This window comes from Pseudomonas sp. Irchel 3E19 (genome assembly GCF_900187585.1).
Classification (GTDB): Bacteria; Pseudomonadota; Gammaproteobacteria; order Pseudomonadales; family Pseudomonadaceae; genus Aquipseudomonas; species Aquipseudomonas baetica.
The window spans coordinates 88,183-105,902 of record NZ_FYDT01000012.1; the positions used below are offsets into that span (position 1 = coordinate 88,183).

Annotated in this window: 8 protein-coding genes; all 8 read left to right on the forward strand. The window is 58.2% G+C overall.

Features of this window, described 5'->3' with window-relative positions; genetic code table 11:
• Window positions 1-2: 2 nt before the first annotated feature.
• Window positions 3-2,420: a DNA topoisomerase (ATP-hydrolyzing) subunit B gene (gyrB, locus tag CKW18_RS10495; protein WP_095188756.1), complete on the forward strand. Its 2,418-nt coding sequence runs from the start codon at window positions 3-5 to the stop codon at window positions 2,418-2,420.
• An 852-nt stretch (window positions 2,421-3,272) separates the two neighbouring features.
• Entirely contained in the window at window positions 3,273-3,788 is a 516-nt protein-coding gene (locus tag CKW18_RS10505) for an Hcp family type VI secretion system effector (protein ID WP_016983993.1), read from the forward strand.
• A gap of 127 nt (window positions 3,789-3,915) precedes the next feature.
• Complete coding sequence (locus tag CKW18_RS10510; RefSeq protein ID WP_095188728.1) at window positions 3,916-6,840, forward strand: type VI secretion system tip protein VgrG; 2,925 nt, start codon at window positions 3,916-3,918, stop codon at window positions 6,838-6,840.
• Window positions 6,837-11,519 carry an RHS repeat-associated core domain-containing protein gene (locus CKW18_RS10515; protein ID WP_095188729.1) on the forward strand — a complete coding sequence of 1,561 codons (4,683 nt, stop codon included), beginning with the start codon at window positions 6,837-6,839 and terminating at the stop codon, window positions 11,517-11,519. The genes CKW18_RS10510 and CKW18_RS10515 overlap by 4 nt, the downstream gene beginning before the upstream one ends.
• Complete coding sequence (locus tag CKW18_RS10520; RefSeq protein WP_095188730.1) at window positions 11,516-11,944, forward strand: SMI1/KNR4 family protein; 429 nt, start codon at window positions 11,516-11,518, stop codon at window positions 11,942-11,944. Before CKW18_RS10515 ends, CKW18_RS10520 begins: the two co-directional genes overlap by 4 nt.
• 100 nt (window positions 11,945-12,044) lie before the next feature.
• On the forward strand, window positions 12,045-12,308 hold the full coding sequence (locus CKW18_RS10525) for a PAAR domain-containing protein (RefSeq protein ID WP_095188731.1): 264 nt from the start codon (window positions 12,045-12,047) through the stop codon (window positions 12,306-12,308).
• A gap of 117 nt (window positions 12,309-12,425) precedes the next feature.
• A complete protein-coding gene (locus CKW18_RS10530; protein WP_095188732.1) occupies window positions 12,426-17,087 on the forward strand; it encodes an RHS repeat-associated core domain-containing protein in 4,662 nt (1,553 codons plus the stop codon).
• Entirely contained in the window at window positions 17,084-17,695 is a 612-nt protein-coding gene (locus tag CKW18_RS10535) for a hypothetical protein (RefSeq protein ID WP_095188733.1), read from the forward strand. The genes CKW18_RS10530 and CKW18_RS10535 overlap by 4 nt, the downstream gene beginning before the upstream one ends.
• Window positions 17,696-17,720 lie beyond the last annotated feature (25 nt).

A 17,720-nucleotide genomic window follows, 5' to 3' on the forward strand; every position in this document is an offset into this window, starting at 1 on the left:
CATTGAGCGAAGAAAATACGTACGACTCAACGAGCATTAAAGTGCTGAAAGGCCTGGATGCCGTACGCAAACGTCCCGGTATGTACATTGGTGACACCGACGATGGCAGCGGTCTGCACCACATGGTGTTCGAAGTGGTCGACAACTCGATCGACGAAGCCCTCGCTGGCCACTGCGACGACATCAGCATCATCATCCACCCGGATGAGTCCATCACCGTTAAAGACAACGGCCGTGGCATCCCGGTAGACGTGCACAAAGAGGAAGGCGTTTCCGCCGCCGAGGTCATCATGACCGTCCTCCACGCTGGCGGTAAGTTCGACGACAACTCCTACAAAGTATCCGGCGGTCTGCACGGTGTAGGTGTTTCGGTAGTGAACGCGCTGTCCGAAGAACTGGTACTGACCGTTCGCCGCAGCGGCAAGATCTGGGAACAGACCTACGTCCACGGCGTGCCTCAGGCACCGATGGCCATCGTTGGCGACAGCGAAACCACTGGCACCCAGATTCACTTCAAGCCATCGGCTGACACCTTCAAGAATATCCACTTCAGCTGGGACATCCTGGCCAAGCGTATTCGTGAACTGTCCTTCCTCAACTCCGGTGTCGGCATCGTCCTCAAGGATGAGCGCAGCGGCAAGGAAGAGCTGTTCAAGTACGAAGGCGGTCTGCGTGCGTTCGTTGAATACCTGAACACCAACAAGACTGCGGTCAACCAGGTGTTCCATTTCAACATCCAGCGTGAAGACGGCATCGGCGTGGAAATCGCCCTGCAGTGGAACGACAGCTTCAACGAGAACCTGTTGTGCTTCACCAACAACATTCCGCAGCGCGACGGTGGTACTCACCTGGTGGGCTTCCGTTCCGCACTGACGCGTAACCTGAATACCTACATCGAAGCTGAAGGCCTGGCGAAGAAGCACAAAGTCGCCACCACGGGTGACGATGCGCGTGAAGGCCTGACCGCGATCATTTCGGTGAAAGTGCCGGATCCGAAGTTCAGCTCCCAGACCAAAGACAAGCTGGTCTCTTCCGAAGTGAAGACCGCGGTCGAACAGGAAATGGGCAAATACTTCTCCGACTTCCTGCTGGAAAACCCGAACGAAGCAAAGCTCGTTGTCGGCAAGATGATCGATGCAGCACGTGCCCGTGAAGCAGCGCGCAAGGCCCGCGAGATGACCCGCCGCAAAGGCGCGCTGGACATCGCCGGCCTGCCGGGCAAACTGGCCGACTGCCAGGAAAAAGACCCGGCGCTGTCTGAACTGTACCTCGTGGAAGGTGACTCCGCGGGCGGCTCTGCCAAGCAGGGACGTAACCGCAGGACCCAGGCCATCCTGCCGTTGAAGGGTAAGATCCTCAACGTCGAGAAGGCGCGCTTTGACAAGATGATCTCTTCCCAGGAAGTGGGCACCTTGATCACCGCGCTTGGCTGCGGCATCGGTCGCGACGAGTACAACATCGACAAGTTGCGCTATCACAACATCATCATCATGACCGATGCTGACGTCGACGGTTCGCACATCCGTACTTTGCTGCTGACCTTCTTCTTCCGTCAGTTGCCGGAGTTGATCGAGCGTGGCTACATCTACATCGCTCAGCCGCCGCTGTACAAGGTCAAGAAAGGCAAGCAAGAGCAATACATCAAAGACGACGACGCCATGGAAGAGTACATGACGCAGTCGGCCCTGGAAGATGCGAGCCTGCACCTGAACGAAGAAGCGCCAGGCATTTCCGGCCCGGCGCTGGAACGTCTGGTGAATGACTTCCGCATGGTGATGAAGACTCTCAAGCGTCTGTCGCGCCTGTACCCACAGGAACTGACCGAGCACTTCATCTACCTGCCGGCCGTCAGCCTTGAAAAACTCGGCGACCATGCTGCGATGCAAGACTGGCTGGCTCAGTACGAAGTCCGTCTGCGTACCGTCGAGAAGTCCGGTCTGGTCTACAAGGCCAGCCTGCGTGAAGATCGTGAACGTGGCGTGTGGCTGCCAGAGGTCGAATTGATCTCCCACGGCCTGTCGAACTACGTGACGTTCAACCGCGACTTCTTCGGCAGTAACGACTACAAAACTGTCGTCACCCTGGGCGCTCAACTGAGCACCCTGCTCGATGACGGCGCGTACATCCAGCGTGGCGAACGCAAGAAAGCGGTCACCGAGTTCAAGGAAGCCCTGGACTGGCTGATGGCCGAAAGCACCAAGCGCCACACCATCCAGCGATACAAAGGTCTGGGCGAAATGAACCCGGATCAGCTGTGGGAAACCACCATGGACCCAAGCTCGCGTCGCATGCTGAAGGTCACCATCGAAGACGCCATTGGCGCAGACCAGATCTTCAACACCCTGATGGGTGATGCGGTCGAACCTCGCCGTGAGTTCATCGAGAGCAATGCGCTGGCGGTTTCCAACCTGGATTTCTGATCCTGTAGGTTCACACAATAGTTGATCATTTTCACAAATACATGATCGACGGACTCAAATGCAAAAAGGCCAATTCATTGAATTGGCCTTTTTTATTTCCTCGAAAATTCGATTTCTATCCTGCTCTCCCGGTTAATTGGCGACCAAACTCATGGGGCGGAAGCGGAGGACTGCCTAGATATAGGCGTGTTCAGAGCTGATTGGCTGTCGTGAGATGAGCACGTCTGTAGTGGTGGAGTACTTGAATTGGAAGGCTGCACATTACTGACAGCGCACCCTTGGACACAGTGAAAACTTGGGTTATTGGTTCTGCCGTCCTACGCTTATCCCAGATGTAAATGGCCAGTTTGGACACTGTCCAGGCTTTAGGCTCGGAGTCTGCAGCTAGTATTGCTGTGACTGCCGCTTGCCCCATCTGGGAATCTCCTTCAGTTGCCATTCTATATAGATCGGCTGAATATATCGCGATATGTGCCGCTTGGTGCGCTACTACGGAATGACCCCTTTCCTTGGTCAGTCACGGCGCCCAAAGGAATGATTGTCCAGACTACATCTGCTTGTGTAACTCAATTGAGCGATTGAATGCGATAGAGGCCGGAGTTCCGCATAAGGAAACGCATTAACGCCTCATTGCCATCCTGCGCAAGAAGTTGCGCAGTACTGCGCAACTTCTTGCGCACTTTCCTCCCTTTATCTCGGTGAAAAACGAGCTGAGTGACGATCCATGCCGTTTTAGGCCCCGGTTCCCGGGCACTTCGAAAAACCTGGCACGGTCATTGATGGCAGTCGGCCACCCATCGGGCGATTTCGCCTCCCGGGCACCCTAAATTTATCCGCAAGGAGAGCACACCCATGGCTACACCAGCGTACATGTCGGTTACCGGCGAAAAACAAGGCCTGATTACTGCAGGCGCCTTCACCGCCGACTCCGTTGGCAACACCTACCAGGAAGGCCACGAAGACCAGGTCATGGTTCAGGCGTTCACCCACGACGTGATCATCCCACGTGACCCACAATCCGGTCAGCCAACCGGTCAGCGCGTGCACAAGCCAGTTGTGATCACCAAGGTCTACGACAAGGCTTCGCCTCTGCTGCAAGCGGCTCTGACCTCCGGCGAGCGCATGAGCGAAATCGTTATCCAGTGGTTCCGTACTTCGGCTCAAGGTACCCAAGAGCACTACTACACCACCAAACTGGAAGACGCGATCATCGTCGCCATCAACAACAAAATGCACAACTGCCAGGATCCAGGCAACGCGCACTTCACCCACCTGGAAGAAGTGCAGTTCACCTACCGCAAAATCACCTGGACCCACGAAGTATCCGGTACTTCGGGTTCCGATGACTGGCGTGCTCCAGTCGTTTAATCATGGCTGATGGTTGTCCCGCCCCGGCCAGTGCGGCTGGCCGGGGCGGCTTTGACCTACAGAATTTTTTCGTGCGCCACGCTCCACGGAACCGGCGCCCGTCGCAGCATTGCGCGAGGAACAAGGGATGTTCTCACCGGCCAATCAGCCTCATTTCAACCTGACCGTCGATGGCGTGGAAAACGATTTCCAGGTCTTGTCGTTTACCGGCCGGGAGGCACTCAACACCCCCTTCGAATTCGAGCTGGAACTGGTCAGCGAAAAGGCTGCGATCAACCTCGAAAGCGTGCTGCATAAACTGGCGTTTCTTCAGCTGTCGCCGACCGGTACCGGCATTCACGGGCTGGTCTACAGCATCGCTCAGGGCGAGGCCGGCAAGCGTCTGACGCACTACAAGATCTCCCTGCGCCCGCAACTGGCGTACCTCGCGCACCGGGTCAATCAGCGGATCTTCCAGCAGATGACCGTGCAGCAGATCATCAGCAAGGTGTTGGAAGAGCACGGCATCCTCGCCAGCGATTACCACTTCCAGCTGAGCGCGATTTACCCAGAGCGCATCTACTGCGTGCAGTACGACGAATCGGATCTCGATTTCATCCAGCGCCTGTGCGAGGAAGAAGGTATTCACTACCACTTTCAGCACACCGCCAGCGGCCACAAACTGACCTTCGGTGATGACCAGACGGTGTTCCCGAAACTCGCGCCTGTGGCCTATCAGCAAGACTCCGGGCTGGTCGCGGAAAAACCGGTGGTCAAGCGTTTCGGCCTGCGTCTGGCTACGCGCACCAGCCGTACCACACGGCGCGATTACGACTTCGTCAAACCGAAAATCGAGCTGGAAAGCGATGCCAAAAGCAGCGCTCAGCCGGACCTGGAAGATTACGATTACCCGGGCCGATTCGTTGACCGTGACCGCGGCAAACATTTGGCTAATCGCGCGCTGGAACGTCATCGCAGCGACTACCGTCTGGCCGAAGGTAACAGCGATCAGCCGATTCTGGTCAGCGGACATTTTCTTGCCCTGACCGAACACGCAAACCCGACGTGGAACGACCTGTGGCTGCTCACTGAGATCTTCCACGAAGGCAAGCAGCCGCAAGTGCTGGAAGAGTCGGTAACCAGCGACACCACGGACAACAAGGACGATTTCCATCAGGGCTATCGCAACCGCTTCAGCGCGATTCCGTGGGATGTGCCATACCGTCCGCCGCTCGATCACCCGAAACCGAAAGTCCTCGGCACGCAAAGCGCTGTGGTCTGCGGCCCCGAAGGCGAAGAGATCTACTGCGACCAGTACGGTCGGGTGAAGGTGCAGTTCTTCTGGGACCGCGAAGGCAAGCACGACGACATGACCAGTTGCTGGATGCGTGTGGCGTCGAGCTGGGCAGCGGAAACCTTTGGTTCGATCAATATTCCACGGGTCGGCATGGAAGTGCTGATCACCTTCCTTGAGGGGGATCCCGACCAGCCGCTGATCACCGGTTGCCTGTACCACGGCGCGAATTTGCCGCCGTACAAACTGCCGGATTTCAAGACCCTCGCCACGGTCAAGAGCAAGGAATACAAGGGCAGCCGCGCCAACGAACTGCGCATCGACGACACCACCAGCGAGATCAGCATCGCGCTGCGCAGTGACCACGGTGCGAGTGCGATCAACCTTGGTTATTTGACCCATCCGCGCCCGAGCGGTGGTCAGCCGCGGGGCGAAGGTTTTGAATTGCGCACCGACCGCCACGGCGCAGTGCGTGCCGGTGCCGGCTTGCTGATCACCACCGAGCCGCGCCCGAACGAATCGAAACACCACAAAGACCTGCCGGAAACTGCCGAGCGCCTCGCCACTGCGAGCGATCAGCAAGACGGTTTTGCCGTGCAGGCCAAAGAGCTGCAAGCGCAGGAAGCCGGTGATCAGGATGACGTCGCCAAGGCGCTGCACGCCCAGCACCAAGGCGTACTCGGCTCGGGCCCTGCGAACCTCACCGCCAACGAATTCCCCGAGTTCACCGAACCGCATCTGGTCCTTGCCAGCCCGGCCGGCATCGCCCTGACCACCCCGCGTTCCAGCCACATCGCCACCGGCGAACACCTGGCGCTGAGCAGCACCGGGCACACTAGCCTCTCCATCGGTAAACGCCTGCTGGCCAGCGCCAGTCGCGGCATGCGCCTGTTCGTGCAAAGCATGGGATGGCGCCTGGTAGCCGCGTCCGGTGACATCGACGTGCGGGCGCTCAAGGACAGCATCAACCTGCTGGCCAAACTCAACATCACCGCCAATGCCGACCGCATCACCATTACCGCGAAAACCGAACTGGTGATCCAGGGCGGCGGCAGTGCAACAACGTACAACGCGGGCGGCATCACCCACGCCACCACCGGCCCGTACACGGCGCATGCGGCGAATTTTGCCTATACCGGGGCGAAATCCCTGGCCGGTGTATTCCCGGAACCGCCGAAACCGGGCAAGGGCAATCTGGAACTGTTCAACCAGTACGCCGGGCGCCAGGGCATCAAGGAAGGCGATTACGAAGTCATCGACGCCTTGGGCAAAAGCATCAAGGGCAAGCTCGACGCCAAGGGTTTCGCCAGCGTCTCTGGCGCCGCACCGGGGCCAGCGCGCGTGTTGTTCGGCAAGGATCCGGCAGACACCTGGAGCGATGGCAGCTACATCGGCAAACCCGAATGGCCGTTGAATCCGCCAGGCGCTGCAGAGGTGCCAAGCCAGGTGCAAGCGATGGTCGCTCAAGTGTTGCCAACCAAGAACTGGGACATGCTGGAGAAGGGCAAGGCAATGGCACAAACAGGGATGAGTGCGATGCAGACCGCGCAGGGCGCAATGCAAACGGCTCAGCAGGTGAAAGGCGCAGTGCAGGGCGGAGTAGCCGGACTGCCGAAACTGGCGAGCGCGGCGATGCCGAGTGCGTCGAGCATCCTCGGCGCCGCGAGCAAGGCAGGCAAGTTGCCGAGCCTGCCGGCGGTATCGCTTCCTGAAACATCAGTAAAAAAACTCGCCCCTGGCTCCGTTTCCAGTCTGCTGCCCGGTGAGGTGCTGTCATGACTACGCCGACATCCGCTGAAAAAAAACGTGAAGCGCAAGTGGCAGTGGTTCCGCTCAACACCATCGACATCAAAGACGTCGGGCGCGGGGCCGCCAAATTTGATGCATGGCTGCAATCCATCAGCGGCGGGGTGGTAACGCTTGAGCGCGTCAAGAACGTTGCCGGTGCGTTGCCTGTGGTCGGCAACATCATGGCCTTGGTTGACGCCCTTGGCGACATCGTCACGCTGGCCAAGAGCAAGCAGCGGCAAATCCTCGACTGGGTCAGCCTGGGCATCAACCTTATTGGTGTGTTGCCGGCGCCGCCAACGATGGCCTCGGCGCGGATGACGTTGCGCCCGACCTTGGGTCTGGTGCGTCAGGAGCTGCGCAACAGTGCAAAGATGTTGCTGGGTGACTCTTTGATCGAGGTACTGATCGGGCATTTGAATGCCAACATCGTCGGGACGATCGACAATTTTGTCGAGCAGGCCAAACCCAAGCTGGCAAGCATTCTTGACGATGCGGGTGAGCTCGGCCAAAAAGCCGTGAACGAGATTGCCAAGGGTCTGGAAACCGTGGTCAATGGCAAGCTCGACGCCAAAGGCGACCTCAGTGCAGCGGGCTCGAAAATGAGTGCGGCCGGAGGGCAGCTGTTACATAACCCCAAGGCGGCCATTGGCAATATTTTCGGCGCGGCCTTCAGTGCTTATAAAGCAGCAGGTAAAGGCGTAGCCAACAGCGCGGCGCAACATCTTCTGCCGGACCGCGCCAAGGCCCTGGTGCTCAGCAACACGTCGATGTTGCGCACATTGGGTGTTGAGCTGCGAACCCAGTTGAAAAAGCTTGGCGACCCCTCTGTGCAGCATTCCATCGGTTGGCTGTTGCAGATGCTCGCCGGATCCGTCGTGACGTGGCGCAAGCGCCGCAAGCATGGCCAGAGTGCCAGTGTCAAACCCGGGGCCACCAGCAAGGCAGAGCAGCGCGCCGGCAAAGGTCAGTTGGAGCTGCAGAGTAACCAGGCGCCGGCGCGGGCGGACGCCAGTGGCTGCAAGAATGGTGTGCCGACGGGGACGACCCGGGACATCAGTTTTGCACGGGGAACGGAAACCCTGACGCACACGGATTTCAGTCTTCCGGGGGTTTTTCCAATCAAATGGAACCGCACCTATTACTCAAGTCTGGGGGCTTATGACCACAGCGAACTGGGTGCCCGCTGGTTAACGGAGTTCACCACGCGCTTCGATTGCGTGGACGATGGTTTGTTGTTTCATGCCGCGGATGGACGCAGTCATGCGTACGCCTTGCCGAACATTGGCAAGGCCCACTACGACCCTGTTGAAAACCTGACACTGATTCGTTCCGGTGAACATCAGTTACTGCTCTGCAGCGGCCTCGGGCGCAAGGAGTCTTACGTTCGCTGCGGATCGCGCTACGTACTCAGCGGGATCGAGTTGCGCAGCGGTGCCGGGATCATGCTCCACTACGAACACCGCCATGCTGATGAACCGGTACTCTCGGACCTGATCACTTACCAGGGCGATGTCAGCAAGGTTCACTTGCATCTGGGGACTTTGATTGATGATTGCGGGCGCGTGATCGGTCTCTGGGAAATCCGTGACGGCGCGCCCCAGCGACAGCTTTGCGCTTATCGTTATGACGCGGCGGGTGATCTGGTTCAGGCACAGGACGAATTCGGTTCGGCTTGGGATTATCAATATTCGCGCCACTTGATTACGCGTTACACCGACCGGACGGGACGCGGCATGAACCTGCAGTGGCAGGGGGACGGAACCGACGCCAGAGCGGTGCGCGAGTGGGCAGACGACGGTAGTTTCGATACCCGCCTGGAGTGGGATGAAAACATTCGTCTGACCTACGTGACAGATGCTCACGGTAATGAGACCTGGCACTACTACGATATTCTTGGCTACACCTATCGTATCCGTCATCCGGATGAGCGCTCGGAATGGTTGTTCCGTGACGAAGCGAAGAACCTCGTGCGTCACGTGCATGCCGATGGCAGCGTTGACCGCTTCAGTTACGACGAGCGCAGCAATCTTGTCGAACACCTGCGCGCCGATGGTTCGACCGTGCATTACGCCTATGACGATCAGGACCAGTTGATCAAAATCAGCGATGCCGAGGGTGGGCTGTGGTCAAGGGACTATGACGACTGCGGCAATCTGGTGGAGGCTGTCGATCCGCTCGGCAACGTGACCGAGTACGCCTATTCCCCAGCCGGCTTGCTCGAAGCGGTCACAGATGCCAACGGTGCGCAAAACCGGCTCGAATACAACGAAGCCGGTCAACTGACCAAATACATTGACTGCTCTGGCAAGGCGAGCGAGTGGGCGTACAACAGTCTTGGGCAGATCATCAGTTTCACCGACGCACTTGGGTACAGTACCGAATATCGGTACGGCAGCGGTGAACTGGAACTGATCATTCACCCGGACAAGACCGAAGAACGCTTCACTCGAGATGCCGAAGGCCGTTTGCTCGCGTACGTCGATCAACTGGGTCGCTGCACGACCTGGTGCTACAGCGCTGCCGGACTGATCAGTGAGCGGGTGGATGCAGCCGAGCAGACCTTGCGCTTTCGTTGGGACCGTCTCGGCAGACTGACCGCCCTGGAGAACGAAAACGAGCAGCGCGCACAGTTCGACTATGACCCTGTAGGTCGCTTGCTTCAGGAAAGCGGCTTCGACGGGCAGGTCACACGTTATCGCTACGATGCCGACAGCGGCAAGCTGGCCTCGGTCATCGACGGGCAAAGGATTACCCAGGTCGAATTCGACCCGATGAATCGCTTGATTACCCGTCGCGCGAGTCAGGCAGGCCAGACGCAGGAGGAAACCTTTTCCTACGATGGAAACGGCAATCTGATTTCAGCCTGCAACGCCGACAGTCGCTTGCAGTGGTTTCATGACGCGGCGGGCAATCTGCTGCGTGAGCACCAACATTATCTGCACCTCGAACAGGCCAACGTTGCAGTCTGGCAACACGAATATGATGTGCTCAACAGGCGTGTGGCGACGCGGCGTCCTGATGGTCATCGGGTCAGTTGGTTGACCTACGGCAGCGGCCATGTCCTCGGTATTCGGGTCGATGAACATGAGTTGGTCAGTTACGAGCGAGATGACTTGCACCGTGAGGTCACCCGCTATCAAGGCAACCACCTGCAGCAAACCCAGAAATGGACGCCGGTCGGCTACTTGCAGGAGCAGGTACTCGGCCGAGCAGACGACAAGCGCACGTTGCTCAAGCGTGAGTACCGATACGACGCCGCAGGACAGTTGATTCACATCGATGATACGCGGCGCGGTCCACTGGACTACCAATATGATCCCGTGGGACGTTTGCTCAAAGCGCAGAGCCGGTTGGCTGTCGAGACTTTCGCCTTCGATCCGGCTGGCAACCTGCTCGACGAAAGAGCCCAGCAGGTCCGACGTCCCCTTGATCAGGATCCGTTGCAGGGCAGGCTGGCGGGCAATCTGTTACGTCATTGCGCAGGCAGCCATTATGAATACGACGAACGTGGCAATCTGATTCAGCGTTGGTGCAACGAAAGCATCAGTCGTTTGCGCTGGGATCTATTCGACCGCCTGGTGCATTTCGACGATGCACGCCTGGAGGTCGATTTTGCTTACGATGCGTTGGGACGACGTCTGTACAAACACTCCAGAGCGCACTTCAAGGAGCATGCCGAAGCCGGTTCGCTGTGGAATCTGAACGAATATGCACGCCGCCAGCGCGACTTGCGCTGCGGGTTCACGCTCTATGGCTGGGATGGGGATAACCTGGCCTGGGAAAGCAGTCCGGGTCAAGGCGACGGTGACGCGGGTCGCACCGTTCATTACGTTTATGAGCCAGGTTTGTTTGTACCCGTGGCGCAAGCCAGGCGACACCAGTACATCGCGTTGTCCAGCCTGGCTGATCCATCGGGCGACTACCGTCTGGAAGACGATCCGCTGTGGAGCCGCACGCCAAAGGCACCGCCAGTAGACGGGCTTGCCTGGTACCAGTGCGACCATCTGGGAACTCCGCAGGAATTGACTGACGAAAATGGCGACATCGCCTGGAGTGCCCAATACAGTGCGTGGGGCGAGATCCGGGAGCAGAGCCAGGCGTCAGGGCGACAACCCGGGCTGAGTAACCCGATCCGATTCCAGGGGCAGTACCATGACCATGAAACCGGCCTTTATTACAACCGTTTCCGCTATTACGATCCGGCGGTGGGACGCTTTATCTCCAAAGACCCGGCGGGTTACGAAGGTGGGCTGAATCTTTTCGTTTATGCGCCCAACCCCCTGGGCTGGATCGATCCACAGGGACTGGCGCGATGCCCTTGTCTGGACGGGGGAAGTTTCCGTGATATGGACGCCAAACGGCAGGCTGACGAAGTCGGCCACCACATGCCTCAGAATGCCTATAACAAAACCATCGGCGTATCGCGCAACGATGGGCCGGCCGTTTTGATGACAACGCAAGCGCATGCGCAAACACGCACGTTCTCGGGAAGAGGCAAAGCCTCGATGAGAAAGGACGGTGAGGATAATCTATTGGCTCGCCAGCGCCTGGCACAGGACGTAAGAGACCTCAGAGCGCTTTATGGCACCAAGTGCAACAGCGCCTCGTTGAAGGCGATTGCCTACGCGAAAACAAGACCCGAATATCAAAAGAGAAAGCCATTATGAATGTCAAAGATCTGGTCCTTCCGAAGGCTTACAGCGCCTTCGCTTCCAAGTATCAAACGGTAGACGGCTTTTGTAATCTCAGGCTGAAAAACCAGCAAGATGCGTTCGACGAGACGCTGGAGACCGAGCTCGCGCAGGTGTATGTGAGCGAGTCACAGTTGCGGGAAAAATCCGAGGCGCTCAATAAAGATTTTGTCTGTGATGGTTATTACGGTGAACCTGGCGATGTCAGTGATGAGCCGGGTGCCATTGCCGACATCACCGACTTCTCAAACATTATCTGTTTTGGCATGGCGGGTGACGGCAGTGCGTTTTGTTTCGACTACAGGGGCGATCGCAAGCATCCGAGCGTCATCTGGTGGGAAGATGATCATTGGCGAAAAATCGCCGACAGCTTCGAAGATTTTATCGCCCTGTTTTCGTGATTCAAAGTTGAGCAACTGAAAACTCGCAGCGGCGGTCTCGCTGCCTGTCGGGTTTGAAGTCGAGATCGGCGACCCGTTCGACCGTCAAAGGAGTGACAACATGAAAGATGCAATCCGCTTGGGCGACTCCACTACGCACGGTGGCAAAGTCCTCGAAGCGTTCTCCCGGACCGACCTCAACGGCAAACCGATTGCCGGGCTCGGTCACAAGGTCAGTTGCCCTTTGTGCAAGGGAATTTTCCCGATTGCCGAGGGCAGCAGCACCTACACCGTCGATGGCACTCCCATCGCGCTGGACGGCATGAAAACCGCTTGCGGGGCCGCGCTGATTGCCAGTGGCCCGAAAGGTGCGGTCATTAGCTGAACCGGTGAAATTCAATAGGGAACCAGATCTGCGCTCCGGGACGTGTGTCCCCCGGTTGCCGCAGGTCTGCGTCTTCAATAATTGCCCGAGGCATGCTCGGGCCTGTTGGACGCTGTCATGACGACTCAAGCTGCTGCGGTAAAACGTGAATCCCAGGTTGCGGTAGTCCCGCTCAATCAGATCCAGGTCGTGGACGTCGGGCGTGACGCGGCGAAGTTCGATGCCTGGCTGCAAGAGGTCAGCGGCGGCTATGTGACCCTGGAACGCATCAAGTATGTCGCCGGGGCGTTGCCGATCGTGGGCAACATCATGGCTTTGGTGGATGTCCTGAATGACATCGCGGTCTTGTCCCGCAGTGCGCAACGCGACCCGCTCGACTGGGTCAGCCTGGGTATCGATCTGATCGGGGTGATCCCGGTGCCGGCCAACATGGCCGCCGCTCGCATGAGCTTGCGCCCCATGCTGTATCTGATACGCGAGGAAATGAAGATCGCCGGCAAAGCGGTGCTCGCGGATGCCGTGATCAATGTCGTCACCGGGCACCTTAACGCGACCATCGTTGGGGAAATCGATCAGTTCGTGAAAACCGCGCAGTCCTCGTTGCCCGACTTGCTGGACAAGGCAGGGCACAAGGGGGAAGAGTTCCTGAAGCAAATCGCCAAGGGCCTGAACGCGGTGGTCGACGGCGAGTTGGATGCGGCACAAGACCTCGACAGAGCGCAGAAAAGGGTCAGCGGCGTAGGCGGGCAACTGCTTCACGACCCCACCAAGGCCATCAGCAATATTTTTGATGCGGCCTGCGATGTCTACAAGGCTGCGGGCAAAGGCGCGGTCAACAGTGCGGCGAAGCTCCTCGTGCGCAAGGATGCGCAGAAGCTGGTGCACCGGCAGACGGCGCAACTGACCGCCATGGGGCCTGAGCTGCGGGCGCAGTTGAAAAAGCTGAGCAATCCGAATATGCAGTTTTCCATCGGCTCGCTGCTGGTCATGCTGGCCAAAGCCGTCGAGGTGTGGAGGGCGCGCAACCGGCGTGGGGTGCCCGGCAACGTCAGGGTCGGCGGTACCACTCAGGCCAGGCATCAAGGTGCGGCCGGCAGGGTCGAGGCGAGGAAAACTGAAGTGCCGGTCAGAGCAAGACCCAGCGCTGACAAGAACGGTACCTGTTCCAGTACGTGCAAGAGCATCAGTTTCGCCACGGGTTCTGAAAGTCTGACCCACGCTGACTTCAGTTTGCCCGGCCCATTCCCGATCGACTGGATCCGTTGCTACAGCTCGGATCTGCACGCCTACGATCAGGAGGCGCTGGGCGCGCGCTGGATTACGCCTTTTTCGACACGCTTTGAGAGGGTCGATGAAGCCCTGTCGTTCTACGATGCCGATGGTCGCAGCCATTCCTGGCCGCTACCCAAAGTCGGGCTGTTTCATTACGACGCTATCGAAAACATCACGCTGGTGCGCAGCAGTGAAGATCAGCTTTTACTGTGCCGCGGGTTTGAGCGCAAGGAAACCTACGTCCGCCATGGCCAGCGTTATGTGCTGAGCAATGTCTCGATGCGCAGCGGTGCCGGGATCATGCTGCATTACGAGCACAGCCACGGCGGGCAATCGGTGATTTCGGACCTGATCACCTATCAGGAAAACGACGTCAGTAAGGTACATTTGCACCTCGGTACGATGCTCGATGACCAAGGTCGACTGGCAGGCATCTGGGAGATTCGCGACGGCGTTGCGCAACGGCAACTCTGTGCCTATCAGTACGACGCCGCTGGCGATCTGATTCTCGCTCAGGACGAGAACGGGGCGGCATGGTCGTACCAGTATCAACATCATCTGGTGACCCGATATACCGACCGCACGGGTCGCGGCATGAACCTGCAATGGCAAGGGGTCGGCGCCGACGCGAAAGCCATTCGCGAATGGGCCGACGACGGCAGCTTCGACACGCGCCTGGAGTGGGATGAAAACATTCGTCTGACTTACGTCACGGACGCACTCGGCAACGAGACCTGGCATTACTACGACATCCTTGGCTACACCTATCGCATTCGGCATGCGGATGAGCGTTCGGAATGGCTATTGCGTGATGACGCTAAAAACGTCATTCGACATCTGCACACCGACGGCAGCACTGATCGTTACAGCTACGACGAGCGGGGCAATCTGCTCGAACACATTCGCGCCGATCACACCGTGCTGCACTACGCCTACGATGATCAGGATTTACTGATCAAGACCCATGACGCCGAGGGTGGCCAATGGCAGCGCGAGCATGACGACCACGGCAACCTCGTTGAAACGGTTGATCCGTTGGGTAACAAAACCCGATACGCCTATAACAAGGCGGGGCTGCCAACGGCGATCAAGGACGCCAACGGCAATGAAAAAACCCTGGCCTACAACGCTGCCGGGCAAATGGTGGAGTACGTCGATTGTTCGGGTAAATCCAGCGTCTGGGACTACAACGAACGGGGGCAGATGGTGTGTTTCACCGACGCCGCTGGAAACGTCACAGAGTACGAATACAAGGCCGGGCATCTGGCGCTGATCAAACACCCGGACAAGACCGAGGAACGTTTTGAGCGCGATGCCGAAGGTCGGCTGTTGGCGCATGTCGATGGTCTCGGTCGCTGTACCACGTGGAGCTATAGCGCTGCTGGTGCGGTTGCCGAGCGAGTTGATGCAGCGCAACAGACGCTGCGTTATCGCTGGGATCGGCTGGGGCGGTTGCAGGCACTGGAAAACGCCAACGGACAACGCGCACTTTTTCACTACGACCCGGTAGGCCGTCTGCTGCAAGAAACCGGCTTTGATGGTCGTGATACCCGTTACCAATACGACCCCGAGACAGGACGTCTGGCCCAGGTCTTCAACGGCGAACGCGTGATTTCCTTGAGCTTCGACGCGATGGGGCGGTTGACCGAACGCCACGCCAGCCTGGGCGACCAGTCGCAAAGCGAAACCTTCGATTACGACGGTAACGGCAATCTGATCATGGCCATCAACGCTGACAGCCGGTTGCAGTGGTTTCACGATCTGGCCGGCAATCTGTTGCGTGAACACCAGCACTACCTCGCACTGGAAAAGCCTGCGGTCGCGATCTGGCAGCACGAGTACGACGCGCTCAACCAGCGTGTTGCTACCGTTCGCCCGGACGGCCACCGCGTCAGTTGGCTCACTTATGGCAGCGGACACCTGTTGGGGCTGCGCCTCGATGAGCATGAATTGATCGGCTACGAACGCGATGCGCTGCACCGTGAAGTCGCCCGCCATCAAGGCAACCGCTTGCTGCAAACTCAGCAGTGGAGTCCGACCGGACGTCTGCAAGAGCAATTGCTGGGGCGCAGCGAGGACAAGTCCACACTGCTCAAACGCGACTACGCTTATGACGCCGCCGACCAATTGACCCGTATCGATGACAGCCGTAGAGGGGCCCTCACGTATCGCTATGACCCTATCGGGCAACTGCTCAGCGCGACCACTCGGCGAGGCCTGGAAACGTTCGCCTTCGACCCGGCGGGCAACCTGCTTGATGCTCATGTCAGCGAAGTCCGCCGACCGTTGGACCAGACTCCCGCGCGTAGCACCCTGTTGGATAATCGGCTGCGTGAATTTGTCGGCAGCCACTACGACTACGATGATCGCGGCAACCAGATCCGGCGCTGGCATAACGGTCAGCGCAGCGACCTGCACTGGGACCTGTTTGATCGGCTGGTGCATTTCGAAAACCCGCAGCTGAGCGTGGATTTCGCCTACGACGCGTTGGGCAGACGTCTCCACAAAAACTCCCGCGCCCATTACAAACAGCGGCCTGAGGCCGGTTCACAATGGAATCGCAATGAACATGCGCGCCAACAACGCGAGCTTGGTTGCGGCTTCACACTGTATGGCTGGGACGGTGACACTCTGGCGTGGGAAAGTAGCCCGGCACACCTCGATGGCGGTGCCGGTCGCACCGTGCACTATATTTTCGAGCCCGGATCCTTTGTTCCGGTTGCTCAAGCCCTGCGCCATCAACCGATCGACCTGATCGGTCAGGTGCATGACAGCGACGAGTACAGCGTTGAAGATGATCCATTGTGGAACCACAAGCCGATCGCTCATCCTTTTGATGTGTTGGCGTGGTATCAATGCGATCACCTCGGCACACCACAGGAACTGACTGACCAGCAGGGCGACATTGCCTGGAGCGCCCACTACAAGGCCTGGGGGGAAATCGACGAACATCGCTCGGCACTGGCGCAGCGTCATGGGTTGACCAACCCGATCCGCTTCCAGGGCCAGTACCACGACCATGAAACCGGCCTGCACTACAATCGGCATCGCTACTATGATCCAGGCGTCGGGCGTTTTATCAGCCAGGACCCGATCGGTCTGGCGGGCGGATTGAACCTGTATGCCTATGCGCCGAACCCGGTTGGCTGGGTCGATCCGTCAGGGCTGACGGCGAAAAAAGCTGCCTGCTATGCGAAATTGGCAAAAATCGAGGCGAAAACCCAGCTTCTTAGCCATGAGTTCAGCAAATACAATCCGATTGAGGATGCCAAGGGCGGACATGTGCATAAGCATGGCGTGACTGTTCCGGGCGGGCACTACAAGGAAATTCGAGATCTTCAGAGAGGGATTAAAAATTCCTTGAAAGACTATTCAGACAGCGAATGCAATTGCCAATGCCTGGGCATCAAGGCCAAGCCGGTGCTCGATCGGGCAGAAGGCTACGCGAACAGGCATGTCGTCGTTCCGCCAGGCGTGGCGCCGATTCGTATAGGGAGCAACCGATGATCAATGAAGAACAGCTAGTGGATCTTTATGAAGCCGGCGATGCGCTGGCTGGCGGAGATAGCAGTGCAATGCAACGTTTGCTTGCGCACATAAAAAACGGCGAGTCGTACAGCGAAATCCCGGTGTTGTTCTACGTCGCTGAAAACGTGAAGACACTCGATTTTCTCGCGGAAAATGGCGTGGATTTTTTTCAGAAAAGCAACCTCGGCGGTGGCAGCCTGCTGCATCGCGCGGCGCTGGAAAGTGATGATTCTGTCTTCGCCTGGGTGCTCGACTGGTACAAGGCCCATAACTTGATCGACACCCCTGATGACGCCGGCGTCACGACATTGTCGGCGCTTTTGAAACTCGGCCCGGTAGAGCGTGCACGTCGATTGATCGACGCCGGAGCAAGCGTTGACTCAGTGGCAGACAACGGTCTGACCCCGGCGCGACAAGCGGTTTTCCATATGGGAGAAGACGCGCAGGCCATTGAAGGTCTGCAGATACTTGTAGCGCATGGATGGACCGTGGGTGCGGACGAGGCCGCCTATTTGGCGGACGCAGCGCGAAGCATCGAAAGGCCCGTTCTTGCCCAGTGGATTGAAGACAATCTGCACGCTCGGTGATGTGCTTGTTCACCTGATGATTGAC